The sequence below is a fragment of the Streptomyces gobiensis genome (assembly GCF_021216675.1).
GTDB classification, from domain to species: Bacteria; Actinomycetota; Actinomycetes; order Streptomycetales; family Streptomycetaceae; genus Streptomyces; species Streptomyces gobiensis.
In genome coordinates this window covers 1,618,249-1,644,783 of record NZ_CP086120.1, presented here as the reverse complement: position 1 = coordinate 1,644,783, position 26,535 = coordinate 1,618,249, and the positions used below count along the sequence as shown (strand labels likewise).

The following is a 26,535-nucleotide window of genomic DNA, read 5'->3' as shown; positions in this document are numbered from 1 at the left end:
GCCCTGGTGAGAACTCTGGTCGCACGGCTCGACAGCTTCGGCGATGTGCTGCTCTCCGGGCCCGCCATCCGTGCCGTCGCCGCGCACAGCGACAGCGTCGTCCTGCTGTGCGGCCCGCGCGGCGAGCCCGCCGCGCGGCTGCTTCCCGGCGTCGACGAGGTGCTGGTCTGGGACGCCCCCTGGGCCGGATTTGAACCTCCGCAGGTCACCCGGCGCGGCATCGACCGCATCGTCGACCAGCTCTCCCGGGCGGCGGCCGACACCGCACTCGTGCTGACCTCGTTCCACCAGAGCCCGCTGCCCACCGCGCTGCTGCTGCGAATGGCGGGCGTGGGCCGTATCGCCGCCGACAGCGTGGACTACCCCGGCTCGCTGCTGGACCTGCGCCACCAGCGCGCCGAGCACGCCCACGAGGTCCGGGCGGCGCTGCAGCTCGCCGCGGCGGCGGGTTTCGCCCTGCCACCGGAGGACGACGGACGGCTGCGCGTCAAGGTGCCCCCGGTGGAGCCGCCAGTCGCGGGGCTGCCCGGCTCGCCCGGTTACGTGGTGCTGCACCCGGGCGCGAGCGTGCCCGCACGCCAGTGGAGCACCGAGCGATGTGCGCAGGCCGTCCAGGCGCTGTCCGCTGAAGGCCACCGGGTCGTCGTCACGGGCGGCCCCGGGGAACGCGAGCTGACCGCCGCCGTCGCGGGGCGCCAGGGGATCGACCTCGGCGGTCGCACCGACCACGGCCAGCTGGCGGCCGTCCTGGCCGGTGCGAACGCGCTCGTCTGCGGCAACACCGGGCCCGCACATCTCGCGGCGGCGGTCGGCACACCCGTCGTCTCGCTCTTCGCGCCCGTCGTACCCGCCGAGCGCTGGGCGCCCTACGGCATCCCCACGGTGCTGCTCGGCGACCAGGACGCGCCGTGCGCGGGCAGCAGGGCGCGGCAGTGCCCCGTACCGGGGCATCCGTGCCTGGACACGGTGACCGTCGGGGATGTGGTCGCCGCGGTCGACAAGCTCTGCTCCGGGGGCGCCACATGAGGATCCTGCTCTGGCATGTGCACGGTTCCTGGACGACGGCCTTCGTCCAGGGCCCGCACACCTACCTGGTGCCCGTCACCCCCGACCGCGGTCCGGACGGCCTGGGCCGCGCCGCCACCTTCACCTGGCCGGACAGCGTGTACGAACTGACGCCCGACCAGCTCCGGGACACCGACGTCGACCTCGTCGTACTGCAGCGTCCGCACGAGGCCGAGCTCGCCGCCCGCTGGCTCGGCGGCCGTCGCCCGGGCCGGGACGTGCCCGCCGTGTACGTCGAGCACAACACCCCCCGCGGCGATGTGCCGCACACCCGGCACCCCGCAGCGGACCGGTCCGATCTGGTGCTGGTCCATGTCACCCACTTCAACCAGCTCTTCTGGGACGCGGGCCGGACCCACACCGCCGTCATCGAACACGGCATCGTGGACCCCGGCCGGCGCTGGACCGGAGAGCTGGCACGAGCCGCCGTCGTCGTCAACGACCCCGTCAGACGGGGCCGTACGACCGGGACCGATCTGCTCCCCGGCTTCGCCCGGGCCGCGCCCCTCGATGTGTTCGGGATGCGCACCAACGGCCTCGCCACCCACCTCGGCCTGCCCGACGACCGCTGCCGCGTCCACCACCTCCCACAGCGCGAACTCCACCGGGCACTGGCCGCACGCCGGGTGTATGTACACCCCGTGCGCTGGACCTCGCTCGGCCTCTCACTGCTGGAGGCCATGCACCTGGGCATGCCGGTGGTGGCGCTGGCCACGACCGAGGTGGCCGCGGCGGTGCCGGAGGGCGCCGGTGTGGTGTCCAACCGCCTCGACGTGCTGACCGACGCGGTACGCCGGTTCCTGGCCGACCCCGCGCACGCGCGCGCGGCCGGTGCGGAAGCACGGGCGGCGGTGCTGGCCCGTTACGGCCTGGGCCGCTTCCTCGACGACTGGGAACAGCTCATAAAGGAAGTGACACGATGAGGATCGCCATGGTGTCCGAGCACGCGAGCCCGCTCGCCAGCCTCGGCGGCCCCGACTCCGGCGGCCAGAACGTCTATGTCGCCCAGCTTTCCCGTGCGTTGGGGCGCCGCGGCCACGACATCACCGTCTACAGCCGGCGCGACGCCCCGGACCTGCCGCACCGACAGCGGTTCGCCGACGGTGTCACCGTCGAACATGTACCGGCCGGACCGCCGGACTCCGTCCCCAAGGACGCGCTCTTCCCCTTTATACCCGGCTTCGGCGCGTATCTGGCCCATACCTGGGCGGGCGCTCCACCCGATGTGGTGCACGCGCACTTCTGGATGTCCGGCATGGCCGCGCTGGACGGCGCGCGGGACCACCGGATCCCCGTCGTACAGACCTTCCACGCCCTCGGCACCGTCAAGCGCCGCCACCAGGGGGACCAGGACAGCAGCCCCGCCCAGCGCATCGCCACGGAACGGCGTATCGGACTGACCTGCGCCGGCATCCTCGCCACCTGCACGGACGAGGTGGCGGAGCTGAAGGCCATGGGCGTGCCGCCGCAGCACGCCGCCGTGGTGCCGTGCGGCGTGGACACGGAACTGTTCCGGCCCGGTGAGAGCTCCGAACGCCGCTCCGCACGGCACCGGCTGCTGACCATCGGCCGTCTGGTGCCCCGCAAGGGCATGGAACACTCCATCCGCGCCCTCGCCCGGCTGCCGCACACCGAACTCCTCATCACGGGCGGTCCCGAACCCGCGCACCTCGGCGTGGACCCGGAGGCGCAGCGGCTGCTGCGGCTGGCGGCGGAGTACGGCGTGGCGGAACGGGTCCGGCTCACCGGCTCAGTCCCGCACGAGCGGATGCCCGACCTGATCCGCAGCGCCGATGTGGTGGTGACGACGCCCGGCTACGAGCCCTTCGGCATTGTGCCGCTGGAGGCGATGGCCTGCGGCGTCCCCGTGGTCGCCACCCGCGTCGGCGGCCATCTGGACACCGTCGACGACCGGGTCACGGGCCGCCTCGTGGAACCGGGCGACGTCGACGCGCTCGCCGCCACCCTCGCGGAACTGCTCGGCTCACCGGAGCTGCTGCGGCGCTACGGCGAGGCCGGCCGCCGGCGCGTACTGGCCCGCTACACCTGGGAGCGGGTCGCGGACGGTGCCGCCCAGCTGTACGAGCGGCTGGTGGACCGGCCCCGTATCGCCACGGAGGTGGCGCGATGAGGCTGGAGCCGAACCCCGCCACGGAGGTCCATGACCACTGCGACGCGCTGCTGGCCGCGCTCGGCCCCTTCCGTGCGTCCGCCGTGCCCGCCACCCAGCGCTGGGGTGAGCAGCTGGAACGCGTGCTCACCCGCGGCGGGCGGCTGCTCGCCGCGGGCAACGGCGGCAGTGCCGCGCAGGCCCAGCACCTCACCGCCGAACTGGTCGGCCGCTACCGCGAGGACCGGCCCCCGTTCTCGGCCATAGCCCTGCACGCGGACACCTCCAGCACCACGGCCATCGCCAACGACTACGGCGTGGACGAGGTGTTCGCCCGGCAGGTCTGCGCACACGGACGCGACGGCGATGTGCTGATGCTGCTCTCCACCAGCGGTGCCAGCGCCAACCTGCTCTCCGCGGCGCGGGCCGCACGCCAGCGGGGCATGCGGATCTGGGCCTTGACCGGCCCTTCTCCCAACCCGCTGGCGGCGGCCAGCGACACGGCCCTGTGTGTGCCCGGCACCTCCACGGCGACGGTCCAGGAACTCCACCTGGTGGCCGTCCACATGATCTGCACCGCCTTCGACGGAAAGCTGGGGGTGAGGAGCCATGCCGCCTGATCCGGTGCCACTCGTCATCGTGGGTGATGCCCTTCTCGACCGTGACCTGGCCGGTACCACAGAGCGGCTGGCACCGGACGCACCCATTCCGGTGGTCGAGAAGTGCATGGAGTGGGTACGTCCCGGCGGAGCCGCCCTGGCCGCCCTGATGGCGGCCCGCGACGGCCGTGATGTCACCCTCGTCACCGCGCTCGGGGGCGATCCGGCCAGCTGCCGGGTCCGCGAGCTGCTGGCCCGTCGGGTCACCCTGGTCACCGTGGAGCTGGACGGCACCCTGGTCGAGAAGACCCGCGTACTCGCCCGGGGCCGGCCGGTGGTCCGCGTCGACCGGGGTGACGGCCGCGCCGGGAAGGCCACGGACGACGCCCGGTCGGCGATCGAAGCAGCCGGTGCGGTGCTGGTCGCGGACTACGGCCGCGGCACCCCCGAGAGCCTCCGTGGGCTGCTGGCCCGGGTCGCCCGCCGCACCCCGGTGGCCTGGGACCCCCATCCCCGTGGCGGTCGTCCCGTCCCCGGCGCCCGGCTGGTCACCCCGACCATCGACGAGGCGCGCCATTTCGCACGGGCCTCCCAGGCCGGTGGGACATCGGCCACCGAGAACGAGAAGGAGAGCGCCGACGGGCTGCGGAGCGTGGCGCGGCACGCCGGCACGCTCGCCCGCGCCTGGGCGGCGGCCTCCGTCGCCGTGACGCTCGGCGAGCAGGGCGTTCTGCTGTCGCAGGGCGGCAGCCCCCTGCTCGTCCCCGCGCCCGAGGCACACGACGGCGACAGCTGCGGCGCCGGCGACCGCTTCGCCGTGACCGCCGCCGGTCTGCTGGGTGACGGAGCGCTGCCCGAAGAGGCGGTGCGTGGGGCCGTATCGGCGGCCACCGCCTATGTCGCCGACGGTGGCCCCGCCCAGTTCAGCCGCTGCCTCACCCGCGCGGAGCAGGCGGTGGCCCCGGCGCTGAGCGGCTGGCGGCCATCCGCGCGCGCGGTCGCCCGGGAGCTGGCGGGCGTCACGGCCGAAGCAGGCCGGCTGGTGGCCCGGGTTCGCGCCCGTGGCGGCACCGTCGTTGCCGCCGGGGGCTGCTTCGACCTGCTGCATCCCGGACACATCGGTCTTCTGGAGTCGGCCCGGGAACTCGGCGACTGCCTCATCGTCTGCCTCAACTCCGATGCTTCCGTACGGCGTCGCAAGGGAGAGGGCCGCCCCATCACTCCGCTGGACGACCGGATCCGGGTGCTGCGCGCCCTCAAGTGCGTGGACGCCGTCGCGGTCTTCGACGAGGACACGCCGGAAACGCTGCTGTCACGGCTGCGCCCGGACATCTGGGTGAAGGGCAGCGACTACGCGCTGGCCGATCTGCCCGAGGCCGCGATGCTTGAGCGCTGGGGTGGCCATGTGCTGATGCTGCCCTACCGGGAGGGCCACTCCACGACGCGTATCGCCGCCCGGATGCGGGGCGAGGCCCCGTGACCGGGCCACCGAGGCTGCTCGTGCTGCGAGCGCTGGGACTCGGGGATCTGCTCACCGCCGTGCCCGCGCTCCGCGGACTGCGACGCGCCTTCAGCTCCTACGAGATCGTCCTCGCCGCACCCCCGGAACTGGCCGCACCGGCCGCGCTGACCGGCGCGGTGGACCGGCTCCTGCCCGCCTCCGCCCCCGGCCGGGCCGTACCCAGCACCCTGCGGTGGCGGGGGGCGCCACCCGCGATCGCGGTGAACCTGCACGGCAGCGGACCGCCCAGCCACCGGCTGCTGGCCGGGCTGGCACCCGCCCGGATCCTGGCGTTCGCCCATCCGGCCGTACCGGAGATCGAGGGGCCGCCATGGCGCGCCGACGAGCACGAACGGGACCGCTGGTGCCGCCTGCTGCGGGCCTACGGAATCCCCGCCAACCCCAGCGCGCTGCACCTGCCACGGCCATCCGGGCCCTCCCCGGCGCCCGGTGCCATCGTGGTACATCCCGGAGCGGGCTCGCCCTCCCGGCGCTGGCCCGTCGAGCGCTACGCGGCCGTCATCACGGCACTGCGCCGCCAGGGCGCCCGTATCGCGGTCACGGCCGGGCCCGGGGAAGACGCACTGCTCGCCCGCGTCGGCACGGCGGCCCGCCTCCCCGGCACCGACCTCTACGCCGACCTCTCCTTTGAACGGCTGTCGGCCCTCGTCGCCGATGCCGGCGCGGTCGTCAGCGGGGATACCGCCATCGCCCATCTCGCCGTCGCCCACGGCACCCCGTCCGTCACCCTCTTCGGTCCGGTCTCGCCACGCCTGTGGGGCCCGCCGCCGCTGCCGCGCCACCGCGCGCTGTGGCATCCCGGCCCGCCGGGTGACCCGCATGGCGACCGCCCCGATCCGCTGCTGCTGCGCATCGGGACGGACGAAGTGCTGGCCGCACTCGCCGAGCTGGAGGGCCTCCGGATGCTCGAGAAGGGAGGGAAACGATGAGCTCCCCGCCCATCGGTGTGGTGATCGCCACGCGCAATCGCGCGGACACCCTGGCCCGCACCCTGGAGCGGCTGCTCGCGCTGCCCGAACAGCCCACCGTGCTGGTGGCCGACAACGGCTCCACCGACCACACCCGCACCATGGTGACCGAACGCTTTCCCGGCGTCCGGCTGCTGCCGCTGCCGGAGAACCGGGGCGCGGTCGCCCGCAACCACGGTGTCAGCGCGCTGCGCACCCCGTACATCGCCTTCAGCGACGATGACTCCTGGTGGGAACCCGGCGCCCTGGCCACCGCCGCCGAGCTGTTCGACCAGCACCCCCGGCTGGGCCTGCTCGCCGCCGGTGTGCGGGTCAGCAGCGAAGGACGCGCCGACCCACTGGAGGCAGTGCTCAGCGCCTCACCTCTGGGAAGCGCACCGGATCTGCCGGGCCGTCAGGTGCTCGGGTTCCTCGGCTGCGCGGCTGTGGTGCGGCGTTCGGCCTTTCTGGACGCGGGGGGCTTCCATCCGGTGCTCTTCTTCGGGGCGGAGGAGAGCCTGCTCGCCTACGACCTGGCCGCGCGCGGCTGGGGCGTGACGTACTGCCGGGAAGTCATCGCCCACCACGACCCGGCGCCGGGCACACGTACCGGCCGGGGCGCCCTGCTGCGGCGCAACGAACTGCTCACGACCTGGCTGCGCCGCCCGCTGCCGATCGCGCTGCGCCGCACCACCGCGCTGGCCGCCGCGGCGCGACGGGACCGCGAAGCACGCCTCGCGCTGCGCGGAGCGTTCGCGCGGCTGCCCGCCGCGCTGCGTTACCGCAGACAACTGCCGCCGTATGTGGAGTCGGCGGTGCGGCGTATCGAGGATTCCCGTGAGGGGGCTGAGAGCCATGCCGGATGACCGTACGAGCGTCGTGGTGATCACCCACAACCGGCGGGACGAACTGCTGCGTACGCTGGACCGGCTGACGGCCCTGCCCGAGAGCCCGCCCGTCCTTGTCACCGACAACGCCTCCACCGACGGCACGGCGGAGGCGGTGACCCGGCAGTATCCGCGGGTACGGCTGCTGCGGCCCGGCCGCAATCTGGGTGCGGTGGGGCGCAACCTCGCGGTACGCCACGCTCGTACGCCCTACATCGCCTTCTGCGACGATGACTCCTGGTGGGCTCCCGGCTCCCTGGCCCGCGCCGCGGACCTGCTCGACGCGCACCCCGACCTCGCCTCGGTCACCGCACGGATCGTCGTGGAACCCCACGGCACCGAGGACCCGGTGGTGCGGGAGCTGCGCGACTCACCACTCGCCGGGCCACCCTGGCTGCCGGGACCGGCACTTGGTTCCTTCCTGGCCGCGGCCACGGTGCTGCGCGCCGACGCGTTCCGCTCCGTGGGCGGCTTCTCGCCGCGGCTGTGGCTCGGCGGCGAGGAAGAGCTGCTGGCCACCGACCTGATGACGCGGGGATGGTGGCTCGCCTTCGCCGAGGAGCTGACCGCCCATCACGCCCCTTCGGCCCAACGGGACGCCACCCGGCGGCGCGTCGACGGCCTGCGCAACACCCTGTGGTTGTGCTGGCTGCGCCGCCCCGTGGGGTCAGCTGTGCGCCGTACCTGGTACCTCGCCCGCACCGTCCCACGGGACGGGGCCTCGCTGCGGGCCTTCGTCCGGGCGGCCTCGGGGCTTCCCTGGGTGCTCCGGGAACGGCGTGTCGTGCCCCCGTGGGTGGAGGAACGGCTGGCAGCCCTCGAACGGGAGCAACGACGCTCCACCGCACGCCGCTACGTCGGCTGAAAACGAAACCGCGAAACGACATCAACACTGAGGAGGACGACGGTGAACCACACACCACACACCCATCTGCGCGGCAAACTCGCCCTGGTGACCGGCGGGGCCCGCGGCCTGGGAGCGGCCATCACCCGGCGGCTCGCCGAGTCGGGCGCCGATGTGCGCGTGGCGGACCTGCGCAGGGAGCAGGCGGAGGACCTGTGCGTGGAGCTCAAGGAGGAGGGTTTCCGAGCCCAGTTCGTGGAGCTGGATGTGCGCGACCCGGCCGCGATCGCCGAAGTCTTCCGGGATCTGGACGAGACGGTCCCGCGCCCCCTGGACGTTCTGGTGAACTGCGCGGCCGTGGATGTGACCAAGCCGGTTGAGGAGCTGTCGGCCGATGAAGTGACCCGTGTGGTCACCACCAACCTGCTGGGCCCCATGTATATGTGCCTGGAGACATACCGGCGCATGGTCGCCGCGGGCGGCGGGCACATCGTGAACATCCTGTCCACGGCCTCGAACCGTACCTGGACCGAGGCAGGCCCTTACGCCGCCGGGAAGACGGGGCTGCGCGCCTTCACCCACACCCTGTTCAAAGAGGCACAGCGCGACTGCATCGGTGTGGGTGTCACCGGCGTCATCGCGGGCGGCATGGAAACGCCGTTCATCCTTGACCGCTTCCCGGACACGGACGTCTCGCTGCTGCAGAGCCCCGACATCGTGGCCGACACGGTGCTCTACGCCCTGTCCGTTCCCGCTGGCAGCGTTATGCCGGAACTCGTGGTTGTACCCCGCAGCGAAAGCACCTGGCCGTAAGGACGACAGAAGCCGGAAATGTCCGATTGATTGATAAAAAACGGGGTACCTGGGTGGCCGGTAACTCCACCCGGACTCACGCGCACTCACTCGCGCTCAGCAGAATCAGGAGCACATCATGGCGAAACCAAACCCCATCGAGCTGCAGAAGGCCCTCAAGGGAGCCAGCTACCCGGCGGACCGGGAACAGCTCGTGGAGACCGCGAAGAAGAACAAAGCCGACAAAAAGATGGTCGAGGAGATCTCCCATCTGAGCGAGAAGCGGTTCGACGGACCGGACAAGGTCGAGCAGGCCCTCTTCAAGGGCAAATGAGCCCGACGTACTGAACGGAGGTCCCATGGTCCCGGTCAACGAGCCACGTTGGAGCCACGCCGTGGTCACCGGAGGTGCCGGATTTGTCGGCTCCCATCTGTGCGCCACACTGCTGGCCCAAGGCACGGAGGTCACCTGCGTCGACGACTTCTGCACCGGCGCCTGGCAGAACGTGGCACAGCTGGCGGACCGGCCCGGCTTCAGCCTGCTGCGGGCTGATGTCACCCAGCCCTTCGACGTTGACCGGGCCGTCGACCTCGTACTGCATTTCGCCTCACCGGCGTCTCCCACCGATTACCGGCGGCTGCCCATGCACACCCTGCGCACGGGCAGCGTCGGAACGGGAAACGCGCTGGCGCTCGCACAGCGGCACGGGGCCCGGTTCGTCCTCGCCTCCACATCAGAGGTGTACGGCGACCCCCAGCAGCGGCCCCAGAGCGAGAGCTACTGGGGCAACGTCAACCCCGTTGGGCCGCGGAGCGTGTACGACGAGGCCAAGCGGTTCGGTGAGGCGCTGACCACGGCCGAAGCGGAGACGCATGGCGTCGACACCGGCATCGTGCGGCTGTTCAACACCTACGGGCCACGGATGCGCGGCTATGACGGCCGGGCCGTGCCCACGTTCATCCGACAGGCGCTGGCGGATGAGCCGTTGACCGTCACCGGAGACGGCCGGCAGACCCGTTCCCTCTCCTACATCGACGATACGGTGCGCGGCATTCTCGCCATGGCGGCCTCCGACCTTTCCGGCCCCGTCAACATCGGCAACCCGGACGAGATCAGCATGCTGGACCTCGCCCGTAAAATCATCGCACTGAGCGGCTCCACCTCCACGGTGGCCTTCATCGAACGGCCCACGGACGACCCGGCCGTCCGCTGCCCGGACATCACCGTGGCCCGCAGCAAACTCCAGTGGGAACCGCGCGTCCCCGCGGACGAGGGCCTGGCCCGCACCATCGACTGGTACCGGCAGCAAGCTGCCGACTGAGCCGGGCTGGCCGAGCATTAGGCTGAGCGTGTCCTCGAACAGCGCACGGCAGGAGTCCCACAGTGTCGACACGCAAGCCGATCGAATCATGGCTCACCGACATGGATGGGGTGCTGATCCACGAAGGAATCCCCATCCCGGGTGCCGACGCTTTTCTCAAACGGCTGAAGGAGTCCGGGCAGCCGTTCCTGGTACTGACCAACAACTCCATGCAGACCCCGCGCGATCTGCATGCGCGGCTGTCCCGGCTGGGGCTTGAGGTCCCGGTGGAGAACATCTGGACATCCGCGCTCGCCACCGCGAAGTTCCTGGACGACCAGCGGCCGGGCGGCACCGCCTATGTCATCGGTGAGGCGGGGCTCACCACCGCCCTGCACGACATCGGCTATGTCCTCACCGACGCCCGCCCGGACTATGTCGTCCTGGGCGAGACGCGTACGTACAGCTTTGAGGCCCTCACCAAGGCGATCCGGCTGATCAACAACGGCGCACGGTTCATCGCCACCAACCCCGATGAGACGGGCCCCTCGGCCGAGGGGCCGCTGCCCGCCACCGGGTCGGTCGCCGCACTGATCACCAAGGCGACCGGCCAGGAGCCGTACTTCGTGGGCAAGCCGAACCCCCTGATGATGCGGGCCGGGCTCAACAAGATCGGGGCGCACTCCGAGACCAGCGCGATGATCGGTGACCGGATGGACACCGATGTGCTGGCCGGCCTGGAGGCCGGGATGGAGACCTTCCTGGTACTCACCGGGCTGACCCGGCCCGAGGATGTCGACCGGCACCCCTTCAAGCCGTCGACGGTCGTCGACTCAATCGCCGACCTCATCGAACGCGTCTAGCTTCACCGGGTAACTGATCGCCCCGCTGCCCGGTGCCGCCCGCGCATGCTGGCGCGGGCTCGCGGGGTGGCCCGGTCGCCGGGCCATGCCCGCGCAACCCGCCTGGCTGCGGGGGTGCCGTGGCTCCGCCGCGTGGCGGGGCTCCGCCCGGCTGCGGGGGTGCCGTGGGTGGGTGTTCCCCGAATCCCGCCCCTTCCCGTAACCGGGGCTTCGCCCCGGGCCCCGGGGTTGGCCGGTGCGGGACGGTGGCCGGGTGTTGTGCCCACCCGTGCCGCCCCTCGGGCGGCCCGAGTGCCCACAACACACTGTGGGGGTCTGGGGGCGGTAGCCCCCAGTTTCGGGGGAGGGGTCGGGTTAGGGGAACTCCCACCGGCGGCAGCGGCGCGGTGAGCCGCATCTCACACGAATCCGGTCGTCAGGGCCCGCGCGGGGGTTGTGCCCACCCGTGCCGCCCCTCGGGCGGCCCGAGTGCCCACAACACGGGGTGGGGGTCTGGGGGCGGTAGCCCCCAGTTTCGGGGAGGGGTCGGGTTAGGGGAACTCCCAGCGGCGGCAGCGGCGCGGTGAGTCGCAACTCACATGAATCCAGTCGTCAGGTCCCGCGCAGGCCCCTGGCCTGCGAGCTGCCGCGTTTTCTGACGTGGACACGCCGAGCGCCCGTAGTCAGCGGAGCTCACAGAGTCCGCGCTAGGACTTTTTTACGATTGGCCGATGTGTGACCGTTGCCTGAGGCCTGTCCGCGCGACGCGACGGCCATCGACAAGGAGATCCAGTGCATCGCTTCCCGCGCCTCGGCATGCCCGCCGACACCACGCTGGCTGATCGTCGTCGAATACACCCCGCCGTGCTCATAGCGGGGGCGGCAGGTCTCGGTTTCGGCGGGCTGTATCTGGTGGGCCTGCTGGCGTCCGGTGACGACGTCCCCGTGGGTACCCGGGTGCACGGCGTGGACATCGGGGGCCTGGACCGCGCGCAGGCCCAGGAGAAACTGGACAAGCAGCTAGGCGAGGCCTGGTCGTCGCCGGTGAAGGTGCGCATCGGCGAACGTACCGACACCATCGACGCACGGGTGGCCGGTCTCTCCCTGGACAGCGAGGAGACCGTTGCCCGTGCCATGCGAGCGGGGACCGGCCCGCTGACTGTGATCGGCGGCTTGTTCACCACCGGGGACCGCGATGTCGAGCCGGTGATCAGCGTGGACGAGGCGAAGGCCCGTGCGGTGCTGGCCAGGACGGCGAAGAAGTACGACCGGAAAGCCCGGGACGGCGCGATCACCTTCGACAAGGGCAAGCCGGTGCCCGTACAGCCGGTCACCGGGCAATCGCTGCGGGTGGGCCGCGCCCTCGCGGTCCTGAGCTCCGCTGTTCCCGGCCAGGGGGCTGACCCGGTCCGGCTGCCGGTTCAGCGGACCGAACCCCGTGTCGATGCGGCAGAGGTGTCCCGCGCCATGAGGGAGTTCGCCACGCCCGCCATGTCGGCGCCGGTCACGCTCACCATAGGCAGCCGGCAGGTCGAGATCAGCCCCGTGACGGTCGGTGAACACCTCACGATGAAACCGGACAAGACGAACCGGCTGACGCCCCGGCTCAACGGCGAGGGGCTCCGGGGCGATCCGGCGGTGGCCCGCCCCCTGGAGCGGGCCACCGACGAGGCGGTCGAGGCGAAACTGGGCCTGGACGGTAAACGGGTGGTGGTGGCCTCGGACGGCGAACCCGGGCAGGAGGTCACGGCCAGGGGCATCAAGCAAGCTGTACTGCCTCTGCTGACCAAGTCCGGGTCGGCCCGCACCGCGGCGGTGGCCACCGAGAAGGTGCAGCCGAAGCTCACCCGCGACACCATCGGCGGACTGGGGATCAAGGAGAAGCTGTCCACCTTCACGGTCAACTTCGAGCCCGCCGCATACCGCACCACGAACATCGGCCGTGCCGCGGAACTGATCAACGGGTCGCTCGTGCTGCCCGACGAGACCTGGAGCTTCAACCGCACCGTGGGGGAGCGGACCAAGGCCAACGGTTTCGTGGACGGCACCATCATCTACGACGACAAGTACGCCAAGGCTACGGGCGGTGGCGTCTCCGCTGTCGCCACCACCATCTTCAACGCCGTGTTCTTCGCCGGCGTCAAACCGGTGGAGTACGGGGCTCATTCGTTCTACATCGAACGCTACCCGGAAGGGCGGGAAGCAACGGTGGCCTGGGGCAGTCTCGACCTGAGGTTCCTCAACGACTCGGGTAACGCCATCTATATCCAGGCCAGTGCTACGGACAGCTCCGTCACCGTCACCTTTCTCGGCACCAAGAAATACGACTCGGTCAAAGCGGTCAAAGGCCCTCGCACCAAGGTGAAAGAGCCGGGAAGCCGCCCGGGAGCCAAGGAGAACTGTCAGCCGCAGACTCCGCTCGATGGCTTCGACGTCAAGGTTGACCGCGTCTTCCGGTCCGGTGGCAAGGAAGTCAAACGAGAGACCTTCAAGACCCGGTATGTGCCCCGGGACAAGGTCACCTGCGACTCAGAAACTGACGAACAACCGGTTGACCACAGCTCGCCACGGCACGACGAGGAGCCCTAGGGGGTGTCTGGTGGATCTCCGCGGCGTCGCGACGCCTGGCACGCACGCTCGCTGCGTTGTCGTCGGTCGCCAACCAACCAGGTTGGCTTCCTCCTCCGCCTTGCGATCGCACGCACCAGACGCCGCTCCTCCCTCCACGGAGATCCACCAGTCACCCCCTAGCGGCTGTTGCGGGCCAGCTCCAGGGCGTACGTGTGGTACCACTCGCCCGCCTTGGGGCCGCCCTTGCAGGTGCCGTCCGACTCCCCGGGCCGCTTGATCCACAGATAGGCGTCGACCAGCTCCTCACCGGTGTCCGTGGTCGGGGGCTCGCCCAGCGCCCGGCCCGGCGGGTTGCACCAGGCCTCGGCGTCCTCCTCGGCCCCCTCGCCCTCTATGGGGCCATTGCCGTTGCGGCTGGTGTCGATGACGAAGTGTTTGCCGCCAACCATCGCGGACAGCTTCTTGCCGTATGCGATGTTCTCCTTGGTCGTCTGGTAGTTGGAGACATTGAGCGAGAAGCCGTCGGCGCGCTCGATTCCGGCCCGCTTCAGCGGCCCGACCAGGGCGCCCGCGTCCCGAATCCAGTGCGGATTGCCCGCGTCCACATACACCTTGGTGTTCGGGAGCCCCTTGAGCTTTTCCACCGCTTCCTTGATCAGGGCGTACTGCTCATCATGGAGAGCGCGGGGCACACAGCCGGGATCCAGTATGTGCGGTAGTGCGTCCGGCTCCACGATCACCGAGGCCTTACGGTCCCCGATGCCGTTGACAACCTTGTTGAGCCAGTCCCGGTAGGTGTTGCCATCTGGCGCGCCGCCCTGTGAATACTGCCCGCAGTCGCGGTGCGGGATGTTGTAGAGCACCAGCAGCGCGCTCGTATTCGCCTTCGCGGCGGCCTTGGTGATGTGGCGCGTCTCTCCCTCGGGATCGTCCGTCCCGATCCACTCCCCGACGGGCTGGCTGGCGATCTTCTCGATCAGCGCCGCCTCTTCGGCCTTGTTCTCCTTGCGGAGCTTGTCCAGAGCCCGGGCGGCGCTGCCATCAGGGTTCACCCAGAAGGGCTTGCCCGCCTGGGACGGCTTCCCCTCGTCCGGATTCTTCACGTCTCCACTCTTCCCCGATGACGAGAAGCAGGCGGTGAGGAGGGCCATCGCACCCACCACTGCCCCACCCACGGTCAGGCCGGTGCGAACTGCTCGGTGCCTGCGAACTGCTCGGTGCCTGCGGCCGGCGTCGGTGCCGTACATCCACTCCCCTTTGGATACGGTGCAAACCGGTCGCCCCCATCGTGGCACATTGACAGGTCAGACGGGTCCTGGGACTCTCCATCAGACACATTTGGATAAAGAGGCGATGGTGTTCAGGAACCCGGTGCAACTCCGGGACGGTCCCGCCACTGTGACCGCATGGGCCTCCCATGCGGAAGTCAGGAACTGACCTGTCGCTCTCCCACCGTTGGGGCGTGGAAACCCCAGGAGGAGGCACCGCGGATGTCCCTGCACACCGGTTCACCGACCACTGTCGCACCCGACACGGCTGCTAGCGCGACGATTCGTACCCGTGACTGGCTGATCGCGGGCGCCGCGGTCATCATCGCGCTGATCGCGCTCTACGCCGTCTTTATGGACAACGGCCATGTCATCGCCGCGACCGGCGAGTATCTGCACGAGTTCTCCCACGATGGACGGCACCTCTTCGGTGCCCCCTGCCACTGATCGGGGCCGTCCGCACCATGTCTGATTCGACAACTCCCTACCCCGTGCTGCCCCTGCTCCGGCGGGGGCTGCTCGCGGGCGGTCTGGCAGGCCTGGCCGCCGGGCTGTTCTCGCTGCTCCTGGCGGAGCCGTTGATGGACCGGGCGATCCGGCTTGAGGAAGAGCGGCAGACCGCGTCCGCCCATGCGCACTCCGCCCATACGCCTTCCGCCCATACGCATGAGGCCGAAGAGCTGTTCTCACGCGGCACACAGCACTTCGGACTGCTCGTCACCGCGGTGGTCGTCGGCCTCGCCCTCGGGGTCTTCTTCGCGGTCGCCTATGCGCTGATCCACCGGGCGAACCCCGAGGACCGGCCCTGGCCACGTGCCCTCACCCTGGCGGGCGCGGGCTTCCTCGCCCTCTCCCTCCTGCCGGGCCTGCGCTACCCGGCGAACCCTCCGGGGGTCGGTGACGGCGGCACGGTCTCCGAACGCCAAGCCCTCTGGGTGGCGGCGCTGGTGATCGGCGTCCTGGGCATGCTGCTCGCCTGGCAGCTCCACCGGCGACTCACCGACCGTCCGGCGCCGGTACGGCAACTGACGGTGGCCGGCACGGTCATCGCCATTCTGGGGGTGCTCTTCCTCCTGCCGGGCAACCCCGACCCGGTGCCGGTCCCGGCGCCGCTCCTCTGGGACTTCCGGGTGCTCTCCCTGGCCTCACACGCCCTGCTGTGGGGCGCTCTGGGGGCGGCATTCGGTGCCCTGGGTCTGCGCGCGGCGGCCAGCGAGCGCACGCGGGAGGCGCTTACTCCCGCTGAGAGCCAGTGAGGTAGGCAGAGACCACCACATTGGCCGTGTACGCGCGCTCCGCGCGGTCGAAGGTGCCACCGCAGGTGATGATGCGCAGCTCAGCCCGGCCCTTCGACCGTGCGCCGTACACCTTCTTCGCGTCGAAGTCACCACGCTGAACGACGTCGACTTCCTCCACCGTGAACTCGGCCACCGTGCCATCGGCCCGCGTCACCTTCACCACCGTGCCCGGCTTCATGGTGCTCAGCCCATAGAAGACGGCCTTCTCGCTCTCCGTGTCGACATGACCGACCAGCAACGACGCGCCTTCCGCACCCGGCACCGGGCCGTCCGCGTACCAGCCAACGGTGTCCGCCGCACTGAGCGGTGGCGGATCGATCGCACCATCCCGGTCCAGGCCACGTTCGACCACCGGGGCTGCCACGCCCAGCCGTTCGATCTCAATGCGCTGCGGCTTCGACTCGCCGCTCAGCGGTTCATGTGCGGCGGGCAGCGGGCGCCCGTCCACCAGACCGCCGGCCCGGGACACATCACCGAGCACCGGAACGCCGAAGTCGCCATCCGTCAGATCCTTGCCCCAGAGCCACAGTCCGAGCAGCAGTACGGCCCAGGCCACCCCGGTCAGCAGCCTGCCGCCGCCGGTGGAACGCTCCTCCTCGGACATCGCCGGTCAGCTGTCGCCGCCGTGCCGCGCCACGGTACGTCGGCGCAGCAGCGCGGCGCCCGCGATGCCCAGCGCGGCGGCACCGCTCAGCCCGAGGGCGAGCGAGTGCGGCACTCCGGCGCTGCTCTCTCCCGCGGTGCCGCCGCCACCGGCACGTACGGGGGCGACCGGTGCGCTGTGCACAGTGTGCTCGCCGTGCTCGCCGCGCCCACTGTGCTCGCCGCGCCCACTGTGCTCGCCGTACCCACTGTGCCCAGTGGGCTCGCTGGGCCGGGGAGGCCGGAACGGGTGGGGCCCCTTGCCGCCGACGACGGAGAACCGGCCCTCCGCGATGGCCTTCTTGAGGTTTCCCGTCTTGTCGTAGCAGTCAACCGTGATCCGGTATGCGCCGGGCTGCGCCGAGGCACGTACGCTCGCGTCGGCGGTGAGCGCGTCATCCGCGGTGGCCTTCAGCGCGATGGCGGACACAAATGCCCTGGACCGCGCGATCCCTTTGTCGCCGTCGCAGGAGTCGACCCGGATATTGACCTCTCCTCCCGGACGGACCTGAGGCGGGGTCACGATGACCGACCCGGCTGTACCGTCCGGGTCGGCGGCCGCGGGAGCGGCTCCCGCGGCACAGATGGCGAGGGCAATCAGCGATGTACGGAGTGTGACCGTGGCGGGGCGTGCGATGCGCATGGGTGGAAACCTCCGGGCTCGGTACTCCCGAAGATCCCCCCGGTGAGCCCGCCCCGCATCCGGAACTCCACCAATCGGGTCAGCTTCGCACTTCCCCGGGGGCTGCCACGGGGACGTGCACCCAGACCGCCTCCGATGGCGTGCCCTCCGCATCGAGGACATTGACCATGTAGTACCCCGGCGGCACCAGTGTCGGATCCTCCGGAAGGGTCACCTCGACACCCTCCGCGGTCTGCTCGAACTCCAGGGCGATGGAACGCTGTTCGACGTTGGTCACATGAGTGAAGGAGCTCGGCCGGATCAGCCGGACCTCCTGGATCTGGTCGGCGTCCTTGGACTGGAACTCGGCCTTGCCGCCCAGCTTGACGCTCTGTGGCGTGTCAGAGCCGTCCCGCAGCTCCGGACGGGAGTCCCGGAAGAGATAGGGCGGCGAGTAGATATCGATCTGCTGCTCGAACTGACCGGGCTTCGTATTGGCCTCATCGGCGAAAAGCGAGTCGGAGCCAAACGTCATGACCTTGCCGTCGGGCAGCAGCAGCGCACCGGAGTGATAGTTCCGCCCGACGAGGGGATCGGCGACGCTGCGGGATGTATTGGTCTTGGCGTTGTACAGCTCGGCCTTCAGAACATCGCTGTCGCTGTAGCCACGGTATCCACCGGACCCATTCGTGGTGAGCACGGTGTCATCGGGCAGGATGACGCTGCTGGGATAGCGGACGGGGGCGTACAGCCTGGGGCCGTCGGTGAACCTGGGCTTGTCCGCCTTCAGATCAACGATCCGGGTCTTATCGGTGACCTTGGAGCTCTCACCGATCCCGCCGCCGCCGAGCACCATGTACCTCTGGTCCTGGGCGGGCGGCAGCAGCACCGCCATGGAGGTCTCCAGCGCGTCCGGGTCGCTCAGACCCGGGATCTTCTGGAACTTGTCGGTCCGCCAGTCCCAGAGACCGGGCACGCGGCCCTGGTCCGCGGGGCCGTAGCCGGAGCTGGTGCCGGAGTAGAAGATCTTGCCCTGGTCCGCGAGGAAGAGGCCGGGGTAGGTGGGGAAGTAACGTTCCTTGGGCAGCGTCCGCCACTTCTTGGTCGCCGGGTCATAGAGCTCGACCTTCTTGGAGACCTCACCGATGTCATCGAGACCGGAGACGGAGAGCACCCTGCCGTCCTCCAGGGTGGTCAGGGTCGGATACCAGCGGGCATCCTCCATCGGGTCGACCGCGATATACCGCTCGGCGACCGGGTCGAACTCGTAGGACTCCTTGATGCCCTGAAAGTCCTTCTTGTCGAAGGAGAGCTTGTTCGCGATGCCGTAGACGTTCTCCCGGTCCTGGCCCTTCAGGCCCAGGACCGTGTACTGCTCGGTGTCGCCGGTGGCGTGCTTCCTGCCCTTCTCCTGGGCTTCCACATAGATACGGGCCTGGCGGGCGGTGACCTTGGCATCGCCGGTCACCGGGTCGGTGACCTTCTTCGCCCGGGGCACCAGCAGTGACTGCTGGGTGACGAAGGTCTTGCCGCTCTTGTTGCCCTTGAACTTGGTGCCCTTGGGCAGCGTCATCGGCTTGTCGGGGTTCTCATTGCTGACGATCATCAGACCGCCGGCCTTCTCGACGTCGCCCTCAAGCGTCTCGTAGCGCTGGGTGCCGCCCGCGATCAGCAGCTTGCCATCGGGCAGCTGGGTGTGACCGGCGCAGAACATGTCCTTCGGGGTGGGGATGTTCTTGAAGGTGTTCTTCTTCGGATCCCACAGGACGCTGCGGAATGTCTTCGCCTTGAACTGCTCGGCGTCATTGCCGGAGCCCGCCACCAGCAGCACTTTGCCGGTGTGCAGCAGCGCGGCGTGAATGGTGTTGATCTTGTACTTCTCCGGAACGTCGACTACCTGCCACAGACCGTTCTGGGCCTTGTAGACAGGGCGGTTGATGTTCCACTGGTGGTACTGCTCACTGCCGAAGCGGATCAGCCATGGCGCGTTCATTCCCGCCACGACGAGCACCGCCGCCGTGGCGAGGCCCAGACGCTTCGCACGGCGGCTCGGACGGTATTTCACTTCTTACGTCCCCCAAGGGCGATCTGCATGGTCTCGTCGGGATCGGCGGCCCAGCTGGGCCGTGGTTCCCCGTCCGCACCCGCCGCCGTCGTCTCCGCCGGGGCGGCGGCGCTGACGGACCCGGGCGGGATGACGGGGTGCGCGCCCGGCTCGGGCATCGGCGCGGAGACGCCGCCGCCCTTGCGGTGGTGCCGCTCCCGCTGTCGTTTCTTCTTCTCGGCCCGTACGGTCACCTGCCAGCCGATGATCGGCGCCGCTGTGATCAGCAGCGCCAGGCCCGCCCAGGTGATCATTGCTGGGTGGTCATGGCCCAGAAAGAAGGAGCCGGCCAGCGAACCGCCGAAGACGAGAATGAAGAAGAGATGGATCCGGAAGGTGCCGAAGAGGGTGTCCGGACTGGCCGAATCCCCCTTGGGCGTCACCACGAACTTGCTCTTGCGGCGCAGCACGGTATCCATCAGCGAGCGGGCGTAGACGGGGGCGGAGAGCGCGGACATCAGCATGCCCGCCAGGCCGCCGGAGCCCTCGGGCTCATGCGGGGAGACATTGTGCCGCCGGTTCCAGATGTACAGACCGACCTGGAGGGCGGAGGCGTTGCCGTACAGCATCATCCAGATGACCGGGTCGATCTGCACACCCGAGGCGCCCAGCCCCAGGAAGAGCCCACAGCTGAGCGCGGCCAGAATCCAGTTCAGCGCCGAGATCGGATAGAAGATGATCATCAGCGTGTAGTTGAAGAGCTTGCCGGGCGGCAGGGTGCCGAAGCCCCTCCAGTACTGCTTGAGGATGGTTTCGAAGGTGCCCCGGGACCAGCGCAGCTGCTGGGTGAAGAAGTCGGTCCAGGCGTTGGGGCCCTCGCCGACGGCCAGCACATCCGGGGTGTAGACCGAGCGCCACTTCTTGCCGGTCTCCGGATTGCGGTGGCGGTGGATCTCGAAGCCGGTCGCCATGTCCTCCGTAATGGAGTCATAGAGACCGCCGATCTGCTTGAGCGCCTTGATCCGGACGGCGTTGCTGGTGCCGACGAACATCGGTGCGCCATAGCGGTTCCCGGCGCGCTGGATCAGCGCGTGGAAGAGGAACTGCTGGCTTTCGGCGGCCTTGGTGACGAAGTTGTCGTAGTTGCCGTAGACCTGTGGGCCGATGACGAAGCCGACGTCCGGGTCGCGGAAGTAGCCGAGCATCCGCTCCAGATAGTTGGGCAACGGCACATGGTCGGTATCGACCCCGGCGAAGAAGTCGTAGTCATCGCCGTGCGCGTCCAGCCAGGCGTTGTAGTTGCCGTGCTTGGTCTTGGCGCGGAAGGCGCCCTTGGCCGTATTCCACTTCGCTACGCCCTTACGGCTGAAGTGGCGCACGCCCAGGCGCGCGCAGACCGCCTTCACCTCTGGGTCATCACCCTCGTCCAGCAGCCAGACATGCATGGTGCCGCGGTGCCGGATCCTGACGGCCGCCTCGAGGGTCTTGGTGACCATCTCGATCGGCTCCTTGCCGGGCACAAAGGAGGTGAGGAACGCGACGCGGGTGCCGGGCTCGGGCACCACGGGGACGGGGTCCCGGGCGACCAGCGTGGCGTGCGAGTTGGAGAGGACGTTCATGGTGCGGAACAGCTCGATCAGACCGATCGCGACCAGCATCACGATGTCGAGCTTGAGCACCAGATCGGAGACCGAGCCCTCGTCGCGCTCGGTCCAGTGCTGGGGCTGCATCAGCCAGAGAAAGAGGCCCAGTGAGACCAGCGGCGCGGCGGCCAGCAGTAGCCCGGCCCGGATCCGGTGCGGCTCATCGGCGATCAGACTGCGGTACCTGACGCGGTACGGCTTACCGGGGTCCGGCTGGGTCAGCGGGCCCGCGAGTCTGCTGTAGTGCTCGTAGTCATAGCGTGGTGGTGCCTTGCGGGGCCAGCGCATACCCCGGCCCAGCGTGTTGTGCTGGCCGGTGCGGTGCTGTCGGGGAACCCGCAGCTTCGTCGTCTGCGACGGGTCGTCGTAGGCACGCGACTGAGTCGGACGTGGTGCCGACGCCATGAATCCATCCCCCCGCACGCAGCGGGCTGCGTGTGCTCGTTCTCACCCGCGTCCATGACCCATACCCCCTTGAACGGGCCGAGACGGGCGCGGCATTAGTAACCGCCGCTCCACCAGACGCCGGAGGACGGTGTTCCGGTTCCATGATTTTGCCTCTGGTCTCCCCAACCAGGGGCTTGACCGGAGCCAGTGACTGTGGATCAGCTTCGCGGATCTCACAACATGATCGCAAGAGTGATACTAGCTGTTTACCCAGAATCGCCAAGGTATATGGTCGATTGTGACCAAAGAGATCTGCAAGGAGATCCGCAAGCCTGGGTCACCAGCCTGGGTCACAAGCCTGGGTCAGTCGATGCTCCGGCAGATATGCGGCTCTCCGGCGCAGTCGTCCTCGTCCTCCCCCGCGAGCAGCAGTACCGGGGCCGAGGCGGCCGGGTTCTCCTCGTCCAGCCGTTCGCGTTCTTGCACAGGGGTGCTCATCGTCAACTCCCTCGCATGGGGTCAGGCATGGCAGTCCGGGAGTCCGCCGTGGAACTCGGCCATTTCCGTAAACGATGCAAACACACCGACCGGGCCCCCGGGCGGCGGGCCACGCGGTTCTCCGAACGGGCCGGCCGCTCCGGCCGCCCCAAGCGAGGTGAGTCCGGCATGGATGCCCTCCTACGCCAGCTGTCCGATCTACCGTAGACACCACTCAGTGTGAGGGAGCAGCTCCAGACCCGCGACCGGAAACCCGCAGGTGGCACCGAGTGCCCGCAGTGATCCGCAACGAAGGAGGCCCCCCGCTTCCGCGAAGGGCCTCCGACCGTCTGTGCGCCGCCAGGGACTCGAACCCCGGACCCGCTGATTAAGAGTCAGCTGCTCTAACCAACTGAGCTAGCGGCGCGGGCGCCGGTCCGTGACCGGCGGAAAGAGAGCTTACCCGATGCAAAGGGGTGCCGATGACCACCCGTCCGGGCCACTCCAGTGCACGATGTCGTTGATCCATGGAGCGCTGCGTGATGCCTTGACCAACTCACCATTGGGTGCGTCATTCGTACGCACCCACTCCTGTGCCCCGGCCGCACCCCGGCCACCCGCCAGCTGACGTTCCAGCAGTCGCTTCTCCCGTACATCATCGGGCGTCTCCACGTACCACAGCTCGTCGATATGTAGGCGCGCGTCCGCCCACCCCGGCAGCTCGCAGGCCAGATAGTTCCCCTCGGTGATGACGAGCCGGGTGTCCGGGGGGACGACATGGCGGGCGGCGATGGGCTCATCGACGGTCCGGTCGAAATCAGGGCAGTAGATGTCGTGTTCGCCAGGCGCGGCGATACGGGACAGCAGCGCGGCATAGCCCGCCACGTCGAAGGTCGGCGGCGAGCCCTTGCGGGAGGCCAGCCCGAGCCGGCTGAGCTGGGCGTTGGAGAGATGGAAGCCGTCCAGCGGCGCGTAGGCGGCCGCCGTTGGCCCGTATCGCTCCAGCAGCCCGGACACCAGTGCCCGCGCCAGGGCGGACTTGCCCGAGCCCGGAGGGCCGACCAGACCCAGCACGGCACGCGGCCGCCGCCCATGCGTCTCCGCCAGCCGCCATGCCCGCTCCATGAGTTCCTCGGTGCGCATGCGGCCTACCTTCCCTGGTGGGGAGGGCTTCGCACCACGCCACAGCGCGCAGTAGGCCCAAGGTGGGGACCACCGAGCTACGCCGTGCGCGCCGGACCGCCCGGCCTGCGAAAGCCGTGCATGATGCTGGCTCCGGCGCCTGTGCGCCGCTCGTCGTCAGGATCACTGGCCCGAAACGATGCGCATATCTTCACGGAGGGTGGGTAGCCGCGCGCCCATGGCCCGACCATCGAGGAAAAACGAGACAAACAACGGAAGAGGAATCAGCCGCCGCTCGCTGCTCGCAGGAGCGGCGTCTCTTGGCGTAGTGGGTATGACCGGCTGTGCCCGGGTTGATACCCAGGCTGCCGAGCGGGGCGGCGATCTCCTGGACCGGATGCGGGCGCAGGGAAGGGTGCGGCTGGGAATCGCCGGTGAAATCCCCTACGCCTATGTCGACAGCCAGGGAAAACTGACTGGCCAGGCACCAGCTATCGCCAAGGTCATCTTTGGGAACCTTGGCATCGAGACCATGGAGCCCGTACCCACGGAGTTCGGCTCGCTCATCCCCGGGCTTAAGTCCCTCCAGTTCGACGTGGTCTCCGCCGGGATGTGGATCAGCCCGGACCGCTGCGAGCAGGTGATCTTCTCCGACCCCGACTATGTGGCCAAGGACGCCTTCATCGTCGCCAAGGGCAACCCCAAGGAACTCCATACCTACGAGGACCTCACCAAACCGGGCGTCAGGTTCGCCACCGGCAACGGCTGGTTCCAGGCGGACTACGCGACCGGCAATGGTTACAAGAGGAGCCGCATCCAGTTCTACGCCGACCAGGTGGCGGGCCTGGACGCCGTACGCCAGGGCCGGGCCGACGCCTTCGCCGGGACCAGCCCGACGATCGTCAAGGCGGTGGAGAACGCACCAGGTGTCGAGGCCTCGGAGCCGTTCATCCCCGAGGTCGACGGCGAGGAGCAGATCGGCGCCGGCGGCTTCGCGTTCCGACCGATCGAAACGAATCTGCGGGACGCCTTCAACGAAGAGCTGCACAAGCTCAAGGACAGTGGGCGGTTGCTGGAGATCGTCGAGCCCTTCGGCTTCACCGCGGATGACATGACCGATCTGACCGCCAAGGAGCTGTGTTCGCCATGACCTGGGGTCTGTGGAACAACTGGATGCTGCCCGGGTTGTGGATCACCATTCAGGTGACGCTGTACAGCGCGGCCCTGGCCCTGGCCGTCTCCTTCACCATCGGCACGCTGCGCACCTCACGGCTGTGGATCGTGCGCTTTCTGTCGGGAGGCTACTTTGAGATCTTCCGGGGCGCTTCCGCACTGGTGATGCTCTTCTGGTTCCTGTTCGCCTTCCCGCTGATGTTCGGCTACCAACTGGTGCCCATGTGGGCCGGTGTGGTGGCGCTGGGGTTGACCTATGGCGCGTACGGCTCGGAGATCGTACGCGGCGCGCTGGCGTCGGTGCCCGAAGCACAGCGGGAAGCGGGTATCGCACTGAGCTTCACCCGGCTGCAGCGGCTGCGCCGGATCGAGATCCCGCAGGCCTGGCCGGAGATGGTCCCTCCTTTCAACAACCTCTCCATCGAGCTGCTGAAGGGCACCGCGCTGGTCTCGACCATCTCGGTGGCGGACATCACGTTCTCCGCCAATCTGATCCGGATCACCACCCAGGAGAGCGGGCCGATCTACACCGTCATCCTGGTGATGTACTTCGTACTGGCCTTCTTCATCACCCGGGGTATGCGCGTGCTCGAGCGGCACGCCAAGACACGGATCGGACAGGCCCCGCCGTCCGACAAGGGGCTGTTGGCCAAGCTCTCACTGCGCCGCGGGTCTGCTGACGCCAGCACGGTGGCCGCCACCGGAGGTGCCAAGTGAACTGGAACTGGAACGTCGTCGCGGAGTTCCTGCCGCAATTCTGGCAGGGCGTCTGGGTAACGCTGCAGGCCGTGGCGTTCGGTACGCTGATCGCCTTCTCCCTCGGTCTCTTCTGGGCGATCGCCCAGCGGTCGAGATTCGCGGTGATCCGCTGGCCGGTGAACATCCTCACCGAGTTCATCCGGAACACCCCGCTGCTGGTGCAGCTGTTCTTCCTCTTCTTCGTGCTTCCCGAGTGGGGCCCGGGACTGCGCATGTCCGCACTGGTCACCGGCGCCATCGGACTGGGGCTGCACTACTCGACCTACACCGCGGAGGTGTACCGGGCCGGAATCGACGGAGTGCCGGTGGGCCAGTGGGAGGCGGCCACCGCGCTCAGCCTGCCGACGCGGCGCACCTGGACCGCGGTGATTCTGCCGCAGGCGATCCGCCGGGTGGTGCCCGCACTGGGTAACTACGTGGTGGCGATGCTGAAGGACTCCCCGATGATCGCCCTGATCGGCGCCCTGGACATGCTGGGGCGGGCGCGTGGGTTCAGTGCCCAGACCTTCCAGTACATGGAGCCGATCACGATCGTCGGCATCGCGTTCATCCTGATCGCCTATCCGGCCTCGCTGCTGATCCGAGCCCTGGAGCGTCGTCTTGCCACCTACTGACAACTCCCCTGAGAAGACCGAGAACGAGACCCCGGAGGCCGTGGTGGACACGACCAAGGACACCCCGGAGGAGAGTCGCGCCAGTGGCAGCGAGCTCATCCGGTTCGACAGAGTGACCAAGCGCTTCGGCAGCAATGTCGTCCTGGACCACCTCGAGTTCAGCGTCAGCTCCGGCAAGCACGTCACCCTGATCGGCCCCTCCGGATCGGGCAAGACCACGATTCTGCGGCTGCTGATGACGCTGCTCAAGCCGGATGAGGGCACCATCATGGTCGATGGTGACTACCTCACCCACGAGAAGAAGAACGACAAACTCGTTCCCGCGAGTGAGAAGCACATCCGTGAGGTGCGCAAGAAGATCGGCATGGTCTTCCAGCAGTTCAACCTCTTCCCCAATATGAAGGTGCTGCGGAACATCACCGAGGCGCCGGTGCATGTACTGGGCCTGTCCGCGGACGAGGCCGATCAGCGGGCCCGCGATCTGCTGGAGCTGGTGGGGCTGACCGAGCACATCGACAAGTACCCCTCGCAGCTCTCCGGCGGCCAGCAGCAGCGGGTCGCCATCGCTCGCGCGCTCGCCATGCGGCCCCAGGTGCTGTGCCTGGACGAGGTCACCTCCGCGCTCGACCCCGAGCTGGTGGCCGGGGTGCTGGATGTCCTCCGGGACATCGCCCACACGACGGATATCACGATGCTGTGCGTGACGCATGAGATGAATTTCGCGCGCGATATCTCGGACGAGGTGCTGATGTTCAACGAGGGTCGCGTGATCGAGTCCGGCTCCCCGGAGAAGATTTTCAACGACCCAGATCATGAGCGGACCCGCGAGTTTCTGGGCGCGGTGCTCTGACCGGTATGGTCCCGGCCCTTTTCGAGGGCCGGGACCGAGGCCGGGGGCACAGTGCTTTTGTTCGAGGCCAGAGGCATATGCCGATAGCAGCAACAGGTGGTCCTCATTGGGCCCTTGGGCGCTATCGTGATACGTACTTCCGTGACCGGTAGCTAC

26 protein-coding genes, 1 tRNA gene and 1 riboswitch are annotated in these 26,535 nt (G+C 69.1%); of the genes, 19 read left to right on the top strand and 8 right to left on the bottom strand.

Going from position 1 to position 26,535, the window contains the following annotated elements; all coding sequences use genetic code 11:
* The first annotated feature begins 6 nt into the window (after nt 1–6).
* The 13 genes from test1122_RS07610 to test1122_RS07550 all read left to right on the top strand — a co-directional run bounded on the left by test1122_RS07610 (nt 7) and on the right by test1122_RS07550 (nt 13,498).
* A complete protein-coding gene (locus test1122_RS07610) occupies nt 7–1,026 on the top strand; it encodes a glycosyltransferase family 9 protein (RefSeq protein ID WP_232271808.1) in 1,020 nt (339 codons plus the stop codon).
* Nucleotides 1,023–1,988 (top strand): glycosyltransferase, encoded by a 966-nt coding sequence (locus test1122_RS07605; RefSeq protein WP_232268399.1) that lies wholly within the window; start codon nt 1,023–1,025, stop codon nt 1,986–1,988. Before test1122_RS07610 ends, test1122_RS07605 begins: the two co-directional genes overlap by 4 nt.
* A complete protein-coding gene (locus test1122_RS07600; protein ID WP_232268398.1) occupies nt 1,985–3,196 on the top strand; it encodes a glycosyltransferase in 1,212 nt (403 codons plus the stop codon). Before test1122_RS07605 ends, test1122_RS07600 begins: the two co-directional genes overlap by 4 nt.
* Complete coding sequence (locus test1122_RS07595; protein WP_232268397.1) at nt 3,193–3,795, top strand: D-sedoheptulose-7-phosphate isomerase; 603 nt, start codon at nt 3,193–3,195, stop codon at nt 3,793–3,795. The genes test1122_RS07600 and test1122_RS07595 overlap by 4 nt, the downstream gene beginning before the upstream one ends.
* The gene (rfaE2, locus tag test1122_RS07590) at nt 3,785–5,254 is read left to right on the top strand and encodes a D-glycero-beta-D-manno-heptose 1-phosphate adenylyltransferase (RefSeq protein ID WP_232268396.1); all 1,470 of its coding nucleotides are present in this window, start codon (nt 3,785–3,787) and stop codon (nt 5,252–5,254) included. The genes test1122_RS07595 and rfaE2 overlap by 11 nt, the downstream gene beginning before the upstream one ends.
* Nucleotides 5,251–6,225: a glycosyltransferase family 9 protein gene (locus tag test1122_RS07585; RefSeq protein WP_232268395.1), complete on the top strand. Its 975-nt coding sequence runs from the start codon at nt 5,251–5,253 to the stop codon at nt 6,223–6,225. Before rfaE2 ends, test1122_RS07585 begins: the two co-directional genes overlap by 4 nt.
* On the top strand, nt 6,222–7,109 hold the full coding sequence (locus tag test1122_RS07580) for a glycosyltransferase family 2 protein (protein ID WP_232268394.1): 888 nt from the start codon (nt 6,222–6,224) through the stop codon (nt 7,107–7,109). The genes test1122_RS07585 and test1122_RS07580 overlap by 4 nt, the downstream gene beginning before the upstream one ends.
* On the top strand, nt 7,099–7,995 hold the full coding sequence (locus test1122_RS07575; RefSeq protein WP_232268393.1) for a glycosyltransferase family 2 protein: 897 nt from the start codon (nt 7,099–7,101) through the stop codon (nt 7,993–7,995). Before test1122_RS07580 ends, test1122_RS07575 begins: the two co-directional genes overlap by 11 nt.
* A 42-nt stretch (nt 7,996–8,037) precedes the next feature.
* Nucleotides 8,038–8,787: an SDR family oxidoreductase gene (locus test1122_RS07570; protein ID WP_232268392.1), complete on the top strand. Its 750-nt coding sequence runs from the start codon at nt 8,038–8,040 to the stop codon at nt 8,785–8,787.
* A 118-nt stretch (nt 8,788–8,905) separates the two neighbouring features.
* Nucleotides 8,906–9,100 (top strand): DUF2795 domain-containing protein, encoded by a 195-nt coding sequence (locus test1122_RS07565; RefSeq protein ID WP_232268391.1) that lies wholly within the window; start codon nt 8,906–8,908, stop codon nt 9,098–9,100.
* Nucleotides 9,101–9,125: 25 nt separating this feature from the next.
* Nucleotides 9,126–10,088 (top strand): NAD-dependent epimerase/dehydratase family protein, encoded by a 963-nt coding sequence (locus tag test1122_RS07560; protein WP_232268390.1) that lies wholly within the window; start codon nt 9,126–9,128, stop codon nt 10,086–10,088.
* Between the two features lie 62 nt (nt 10,089–10,150).
* Nucleotides 10,151–10,930, top strand: a complete 780-nt coding sequence (locus test1122_RS07555; RefSeq protein WP_232268389.1) for an HAD-IIA family hydrolase — start codon at nt 10,151–10,153, stop codon at nt 10,928–10,930.
* A gap of 795 nt (nt 10,931–11,725) precedes the next feature.
* On the top strand, nt 11,726–13,498 hold the full coding sequence (locus test1122_RS07550; RefSeq protein WP_232271807.1) for a VanW family protein: 1,773 nt from the start codon (nt 11,726–11,728) through the stop codon (nt 13,496–13,498).
* Between the two features lie 158 nt (nt 13,499–13,656).
* Here the strand turns inward: test1122_RS07550 and test1122_RS07545 are convergent, their stop codons facing one another.
* Entirely contained in the window at nt 13,657–14,727 is a 1,071-nt protein-coding gene (locus test1122_RS07545) for a glycoside hydrolase family 6 protein (RefSeq protein ID WP_232268388.1), read from the bottom strand.
* Nucleotides 14,728–14,773: 46 nt separating this feature from the next.
* A riboswitch (cobalamin riboswitch) is annotated at nt 14,774–14,936 on the top strand.
* A 34-nt stretch (nt 14,937–14,970) separates the two neighbouring features.
* Between test1122_RS07545 and test1122_RS07540 the strand changes: the two genes are divergently transcribed.
* Both test1122_RS07540 and test1122_RS07535 read left to right on the top strand, forming a co-directional pair.
* A complete protein-coding gene (locus test1122_RS07540) occupies nt 14,971–15,195 on the top strand; it encodes a CbtB-domain containing protein (RefSeq protein WP_232268387.1) in 225 nt (74 codons plus the stop codon).
* A gap of 17 nt (nt 15,196–15,212) precedes the next feature.
* Nucleotides 15,213–16,004, top strand: a complete 792-nt coding sequence (locus tag test1122_RS07535; protein WP_232268386.1) for a CbtA family protein — start codon at nt 15,213–15,215, stop codon at nt 16,002–16,004.
* Here test1122_RS07535 and test1122_RS07530 read toward each other — a convergent pair.
* The 7 genes from test1122_RS07530 to test1122_RS07505 all read right to left on the bottom strand — a co-directional run bounded on the left by test1122_RS07530 (nt 15,982) and on the right by test1122_RS07505 (nt 23,004).
* Nucleotides 15,982–16,650 carry a class F sortase gene (locus test1122_RS07530; RefSeq protein WP_232268385.1) on the bottom strand — a complete coding sequence of 223 codons (669 nt, stop codon included), beginning with the start codon at nt 16,648–16,650 and terminating at the stop codon, nt 15,982–15,984. The two genes, test1122_RS07535 and test1122_RS07530, sit on opposite strands and share 23 nt — an antisense overlap.
* 6 nt (nt 16,651–16,656) lie before the next feature.
* The gene (locus test1122_RS07525) at nt 16,657–17,331 is read right to left on the bottom strand and encodes a hypothetical protein (protein WP_232268384.1); all 675 of its coding nucleotides are present in this window, start codon (nt 17,329–17,331) and stop codon (nt 16,657–16,659) included.
* A 79-nt stretch (nt 17,332–17,410) separates the two neighbouring features.
* The gene (gene glxA, locus test1122_RS07520; protein ID WP_232268383.1) at nt 17,411–19,375 is read right to left on the bottom strand and encodes a radical copper oxidase GlxA; all 1,965 of its coding nucleotides are present in this window, start codon (nt 19,373–19,375) and stop codon (nt 17,411–17,413) included.
* A complete protein-coding gene (locus test1122_RS07515; RefSeq protein WP_232268382.1) occupies nt 19,372–21,402 on the bottom strand; it encodes a glycosyltransferase family 2 protein in 2,031 nt (676 codons plus the stop codon). Before test1122_RS07515 ends, glxA begins: the two co-directional genes overlap by 4 nt.
* Before the next feature lie 345 nt (nt 21,403–21,747).
* Nucleotides 21,748–21,882: a hypothetical protein gene (locus test1122_RS26555; RefSeq protein WP_277879802.1), complete on the bottom strand. Its 135-nt coding sequence runs from the start codon at nt 21,880–21,882 to the stop codon at nt 21,748–21,750.
* A gap of 332 nt (nt 21,883–22,214) precedes the next feature.
* A tRNA-Lys gene (locus test1122_RS07510) sits at nt 22,215–22,288 on the bottom strand.
* Nucleotides 22,289–22,320: 32 nt separating this feature from the next.
* On the bottom strand, nt 22,321–23,004 hold the full coding sequence (locus tag test1122_RS07505; RefSeq protein ID WP_232268381.1) for a nucleoside/nucleotide kinase family protein: 684 nt from the start codon (nt 23,002–23,004) through the stop codon (nt 22,321–22,323).
* 217 nt (nt 23,005–23,221) lie between these two features.
* On the opposite strand from test1122_RS07505, the gene ehuB reads away from it, so the two are divergent.
* Genes ehuB through ehuA form a run of 4 tightly spaced genes read left to right on the top strand, consistent with a single transcriptional unit; the run spans nt 23,222 to nt 26,379 of the window.
* Nucleotides 23,222–24,133 carry an ectoine/hydroxyectoine ABC transporter substrate-binding protein EhuB gene (gene ehuB, locus test1122_RS07500; protein ID WP_422396940.1) on the top strand — a complete coding sequence of 304 codons (912 nt, stop codon included), beginning with the start codon at nt 23,222–23,224 and terminating at the stop codon, nt 24,131–24,133.
* Nucleotides 24,130–24,873 carry an ectoine/hydroxyectoine ABC transporter permease subunit EhuC gene (gene ehuC / locus test1122_RS07495; protein WP_232268379.1) on the top strand — a complete coding sequence of 248 codons (744 nt, stop codon included), beginning with the start codon at nt 24,130–24,132 and terminating at the stop codon, nt 24,871–24,873. Before ehuB ends, ehuC begins: the two co-directional genes overlap by 4 nt.
* Nucleotides 24,870–25,529: an ectoine/hydroxyectoine ABC transporter permease subunit EhuD gene (gene ehuD, locus test1122_RS07490; RefSeq protein ID WP_232268378.1), complete on the top strand. Its 660-nt coding sequence runs from the start codon at nt 24,870–24,872 to the stop codon at nt 25,527–25,529. Before ehuC ends, ehuD begins: the two co-directional genes overlap by 4 nt.
* A gap of 40 nt (nt 25,530–25,569) precedes the next feature.
* Entirely contained in the window at nt 25,570–26,379 is an 810-nt protein-coding gene (ehuA, locus tag test1122_RS07485; RefSeq protein ID WP_232271806.1) for an ectoine/hydroxyectoine ABC transporter ATP-binding protein EhuA, read from the top strand.
* Nucleotides 26,380–26,535: the final 156 nt, after the last annotated feature.

Coding starts and splice junctions, on each gene's coding strand:
- test1122_RS07550 (WP_232271807.1), top strand. CDS start 11,726: ATGCCCGCCGACACCACGCTGGCTGATCGTCGTCGAATACACCCCGCC.
- test1122_RS07565 (WP_232268391.1), top strand. CDS start 8,906: ATGGCGAAACCAAACCCCATCGAGCTGCAGAAGGCCCTCAAGGGAGCC.
- test1122_RS07560 (WP_232268390.1), top strand. CDS start 9,126: ATGGTCCCGGTCAACGAGCCACGTTGGAGCCACGCCGTGGTCACCGGA.
- test1122_RS07535 (WP_232268386.1), top strand. CDS start 15,213: ATGTCTGATTCGACAACTCCCTACCCCGTGCTGCCCCTGCTCCGGCGG.
- test1122_RS07505 (WP_232268381.1), bottom strand. CDS start 23,004: ATGCGCACCGAGGAACTCATGGAGCGGGCATGGCGGCTGGCGGAGACG.
- test1122_RS07545 (WP_232268388.1), bottom strand. CDS start 14,727: ATGTACGGCACCGACGCCGGCCGCAGGCACCGAGCAGTTCGCAGGCAC.
- test1122_RS07515 (WP_232268382.1), bottom strand. CDS start 21,402: ATGGCGTCGGCACCACGTCCGACTCAGTCGCGTGCCTACGACGACCCG.
- test1122_RS07525 (WP_232268384.1), bottom strand. CDS start 17,331: ATGCGCATCGCACGCCCCGCCACGGTCACACTCCGTACATCGCTGATT.
- test1122_RS07595 (WP_232268397.1), top strand. CDS start 3,193: ATGAGGCTGGAGCCGAACCCCGCCACGGAGGTCCATGACCACTGCGAC.
- test1122_RS07575 (WP_232268393.1), top strand. CDS start 7,099: ATGCCGGATGACCGTACGAGCGTCGTGGTGATCACCCACAACCGGCGG.
- ehuC (WP_232268379.1), top strand. CDS start 24,130: ATGACCTGGGGTCTGTGGAACAACTGGATGCTGCCCGGGTTGTGGATC.
- ehuB (WP_422396940.1), top strand. CDS start 23,222: ATGGCCCGACCATCGAGGAAAAACGAGACAAACAACGGAAGAGGAATC.
- test1122_RS07530 (WP_232268385.1), bottom strand. CDS start 16,650: ATGTCCGAGGAGGAGCGTTCCACCGGCGGCGGCAGGCTGCTGACCGGG.
- test1122_RS26555 (WP_277879802.1), bottom strand. CDS start 21,882: ATGAGCACCCCTGTGCAAGAACGCGAACGGCTGGACGAGGAGAACCCG.
- test1122_RS07600 (WP_232268398.1), top strand. CDS start 1,985: ATGAGGATCGCCATGGTGTCCGAGCACGCGAGCCCGCTCGCCAGCCTC.
- rfaE2 (WP_232268396.1), top strand. CDS start 3,785: ATGCCGCCTGATCCGGTGCCACTCGTCATCGTGGGTGATGCCCTTCTC.
- test1122_RS07605 (WP_232268399.1), top strand. CDS start 1,023: ATGAGGATCCTGCTCTGGCATGTGCACGGTTCCTGGACGACGGCCTTC.
- test1122_RS07580 (WP_232268394.1), top strand. CDS start 6,222: ATGAGCTCCCCGCCCATCGGTGTGGTGATCGCCACGCGCAATCGCGCG.
- test1122_RS07540 (WP_232268387.1), top strand. CDS start 14,971: ATGTCCCTGCACACCGGTTCACCGACCACTGTCGCACCCGACACGGCT.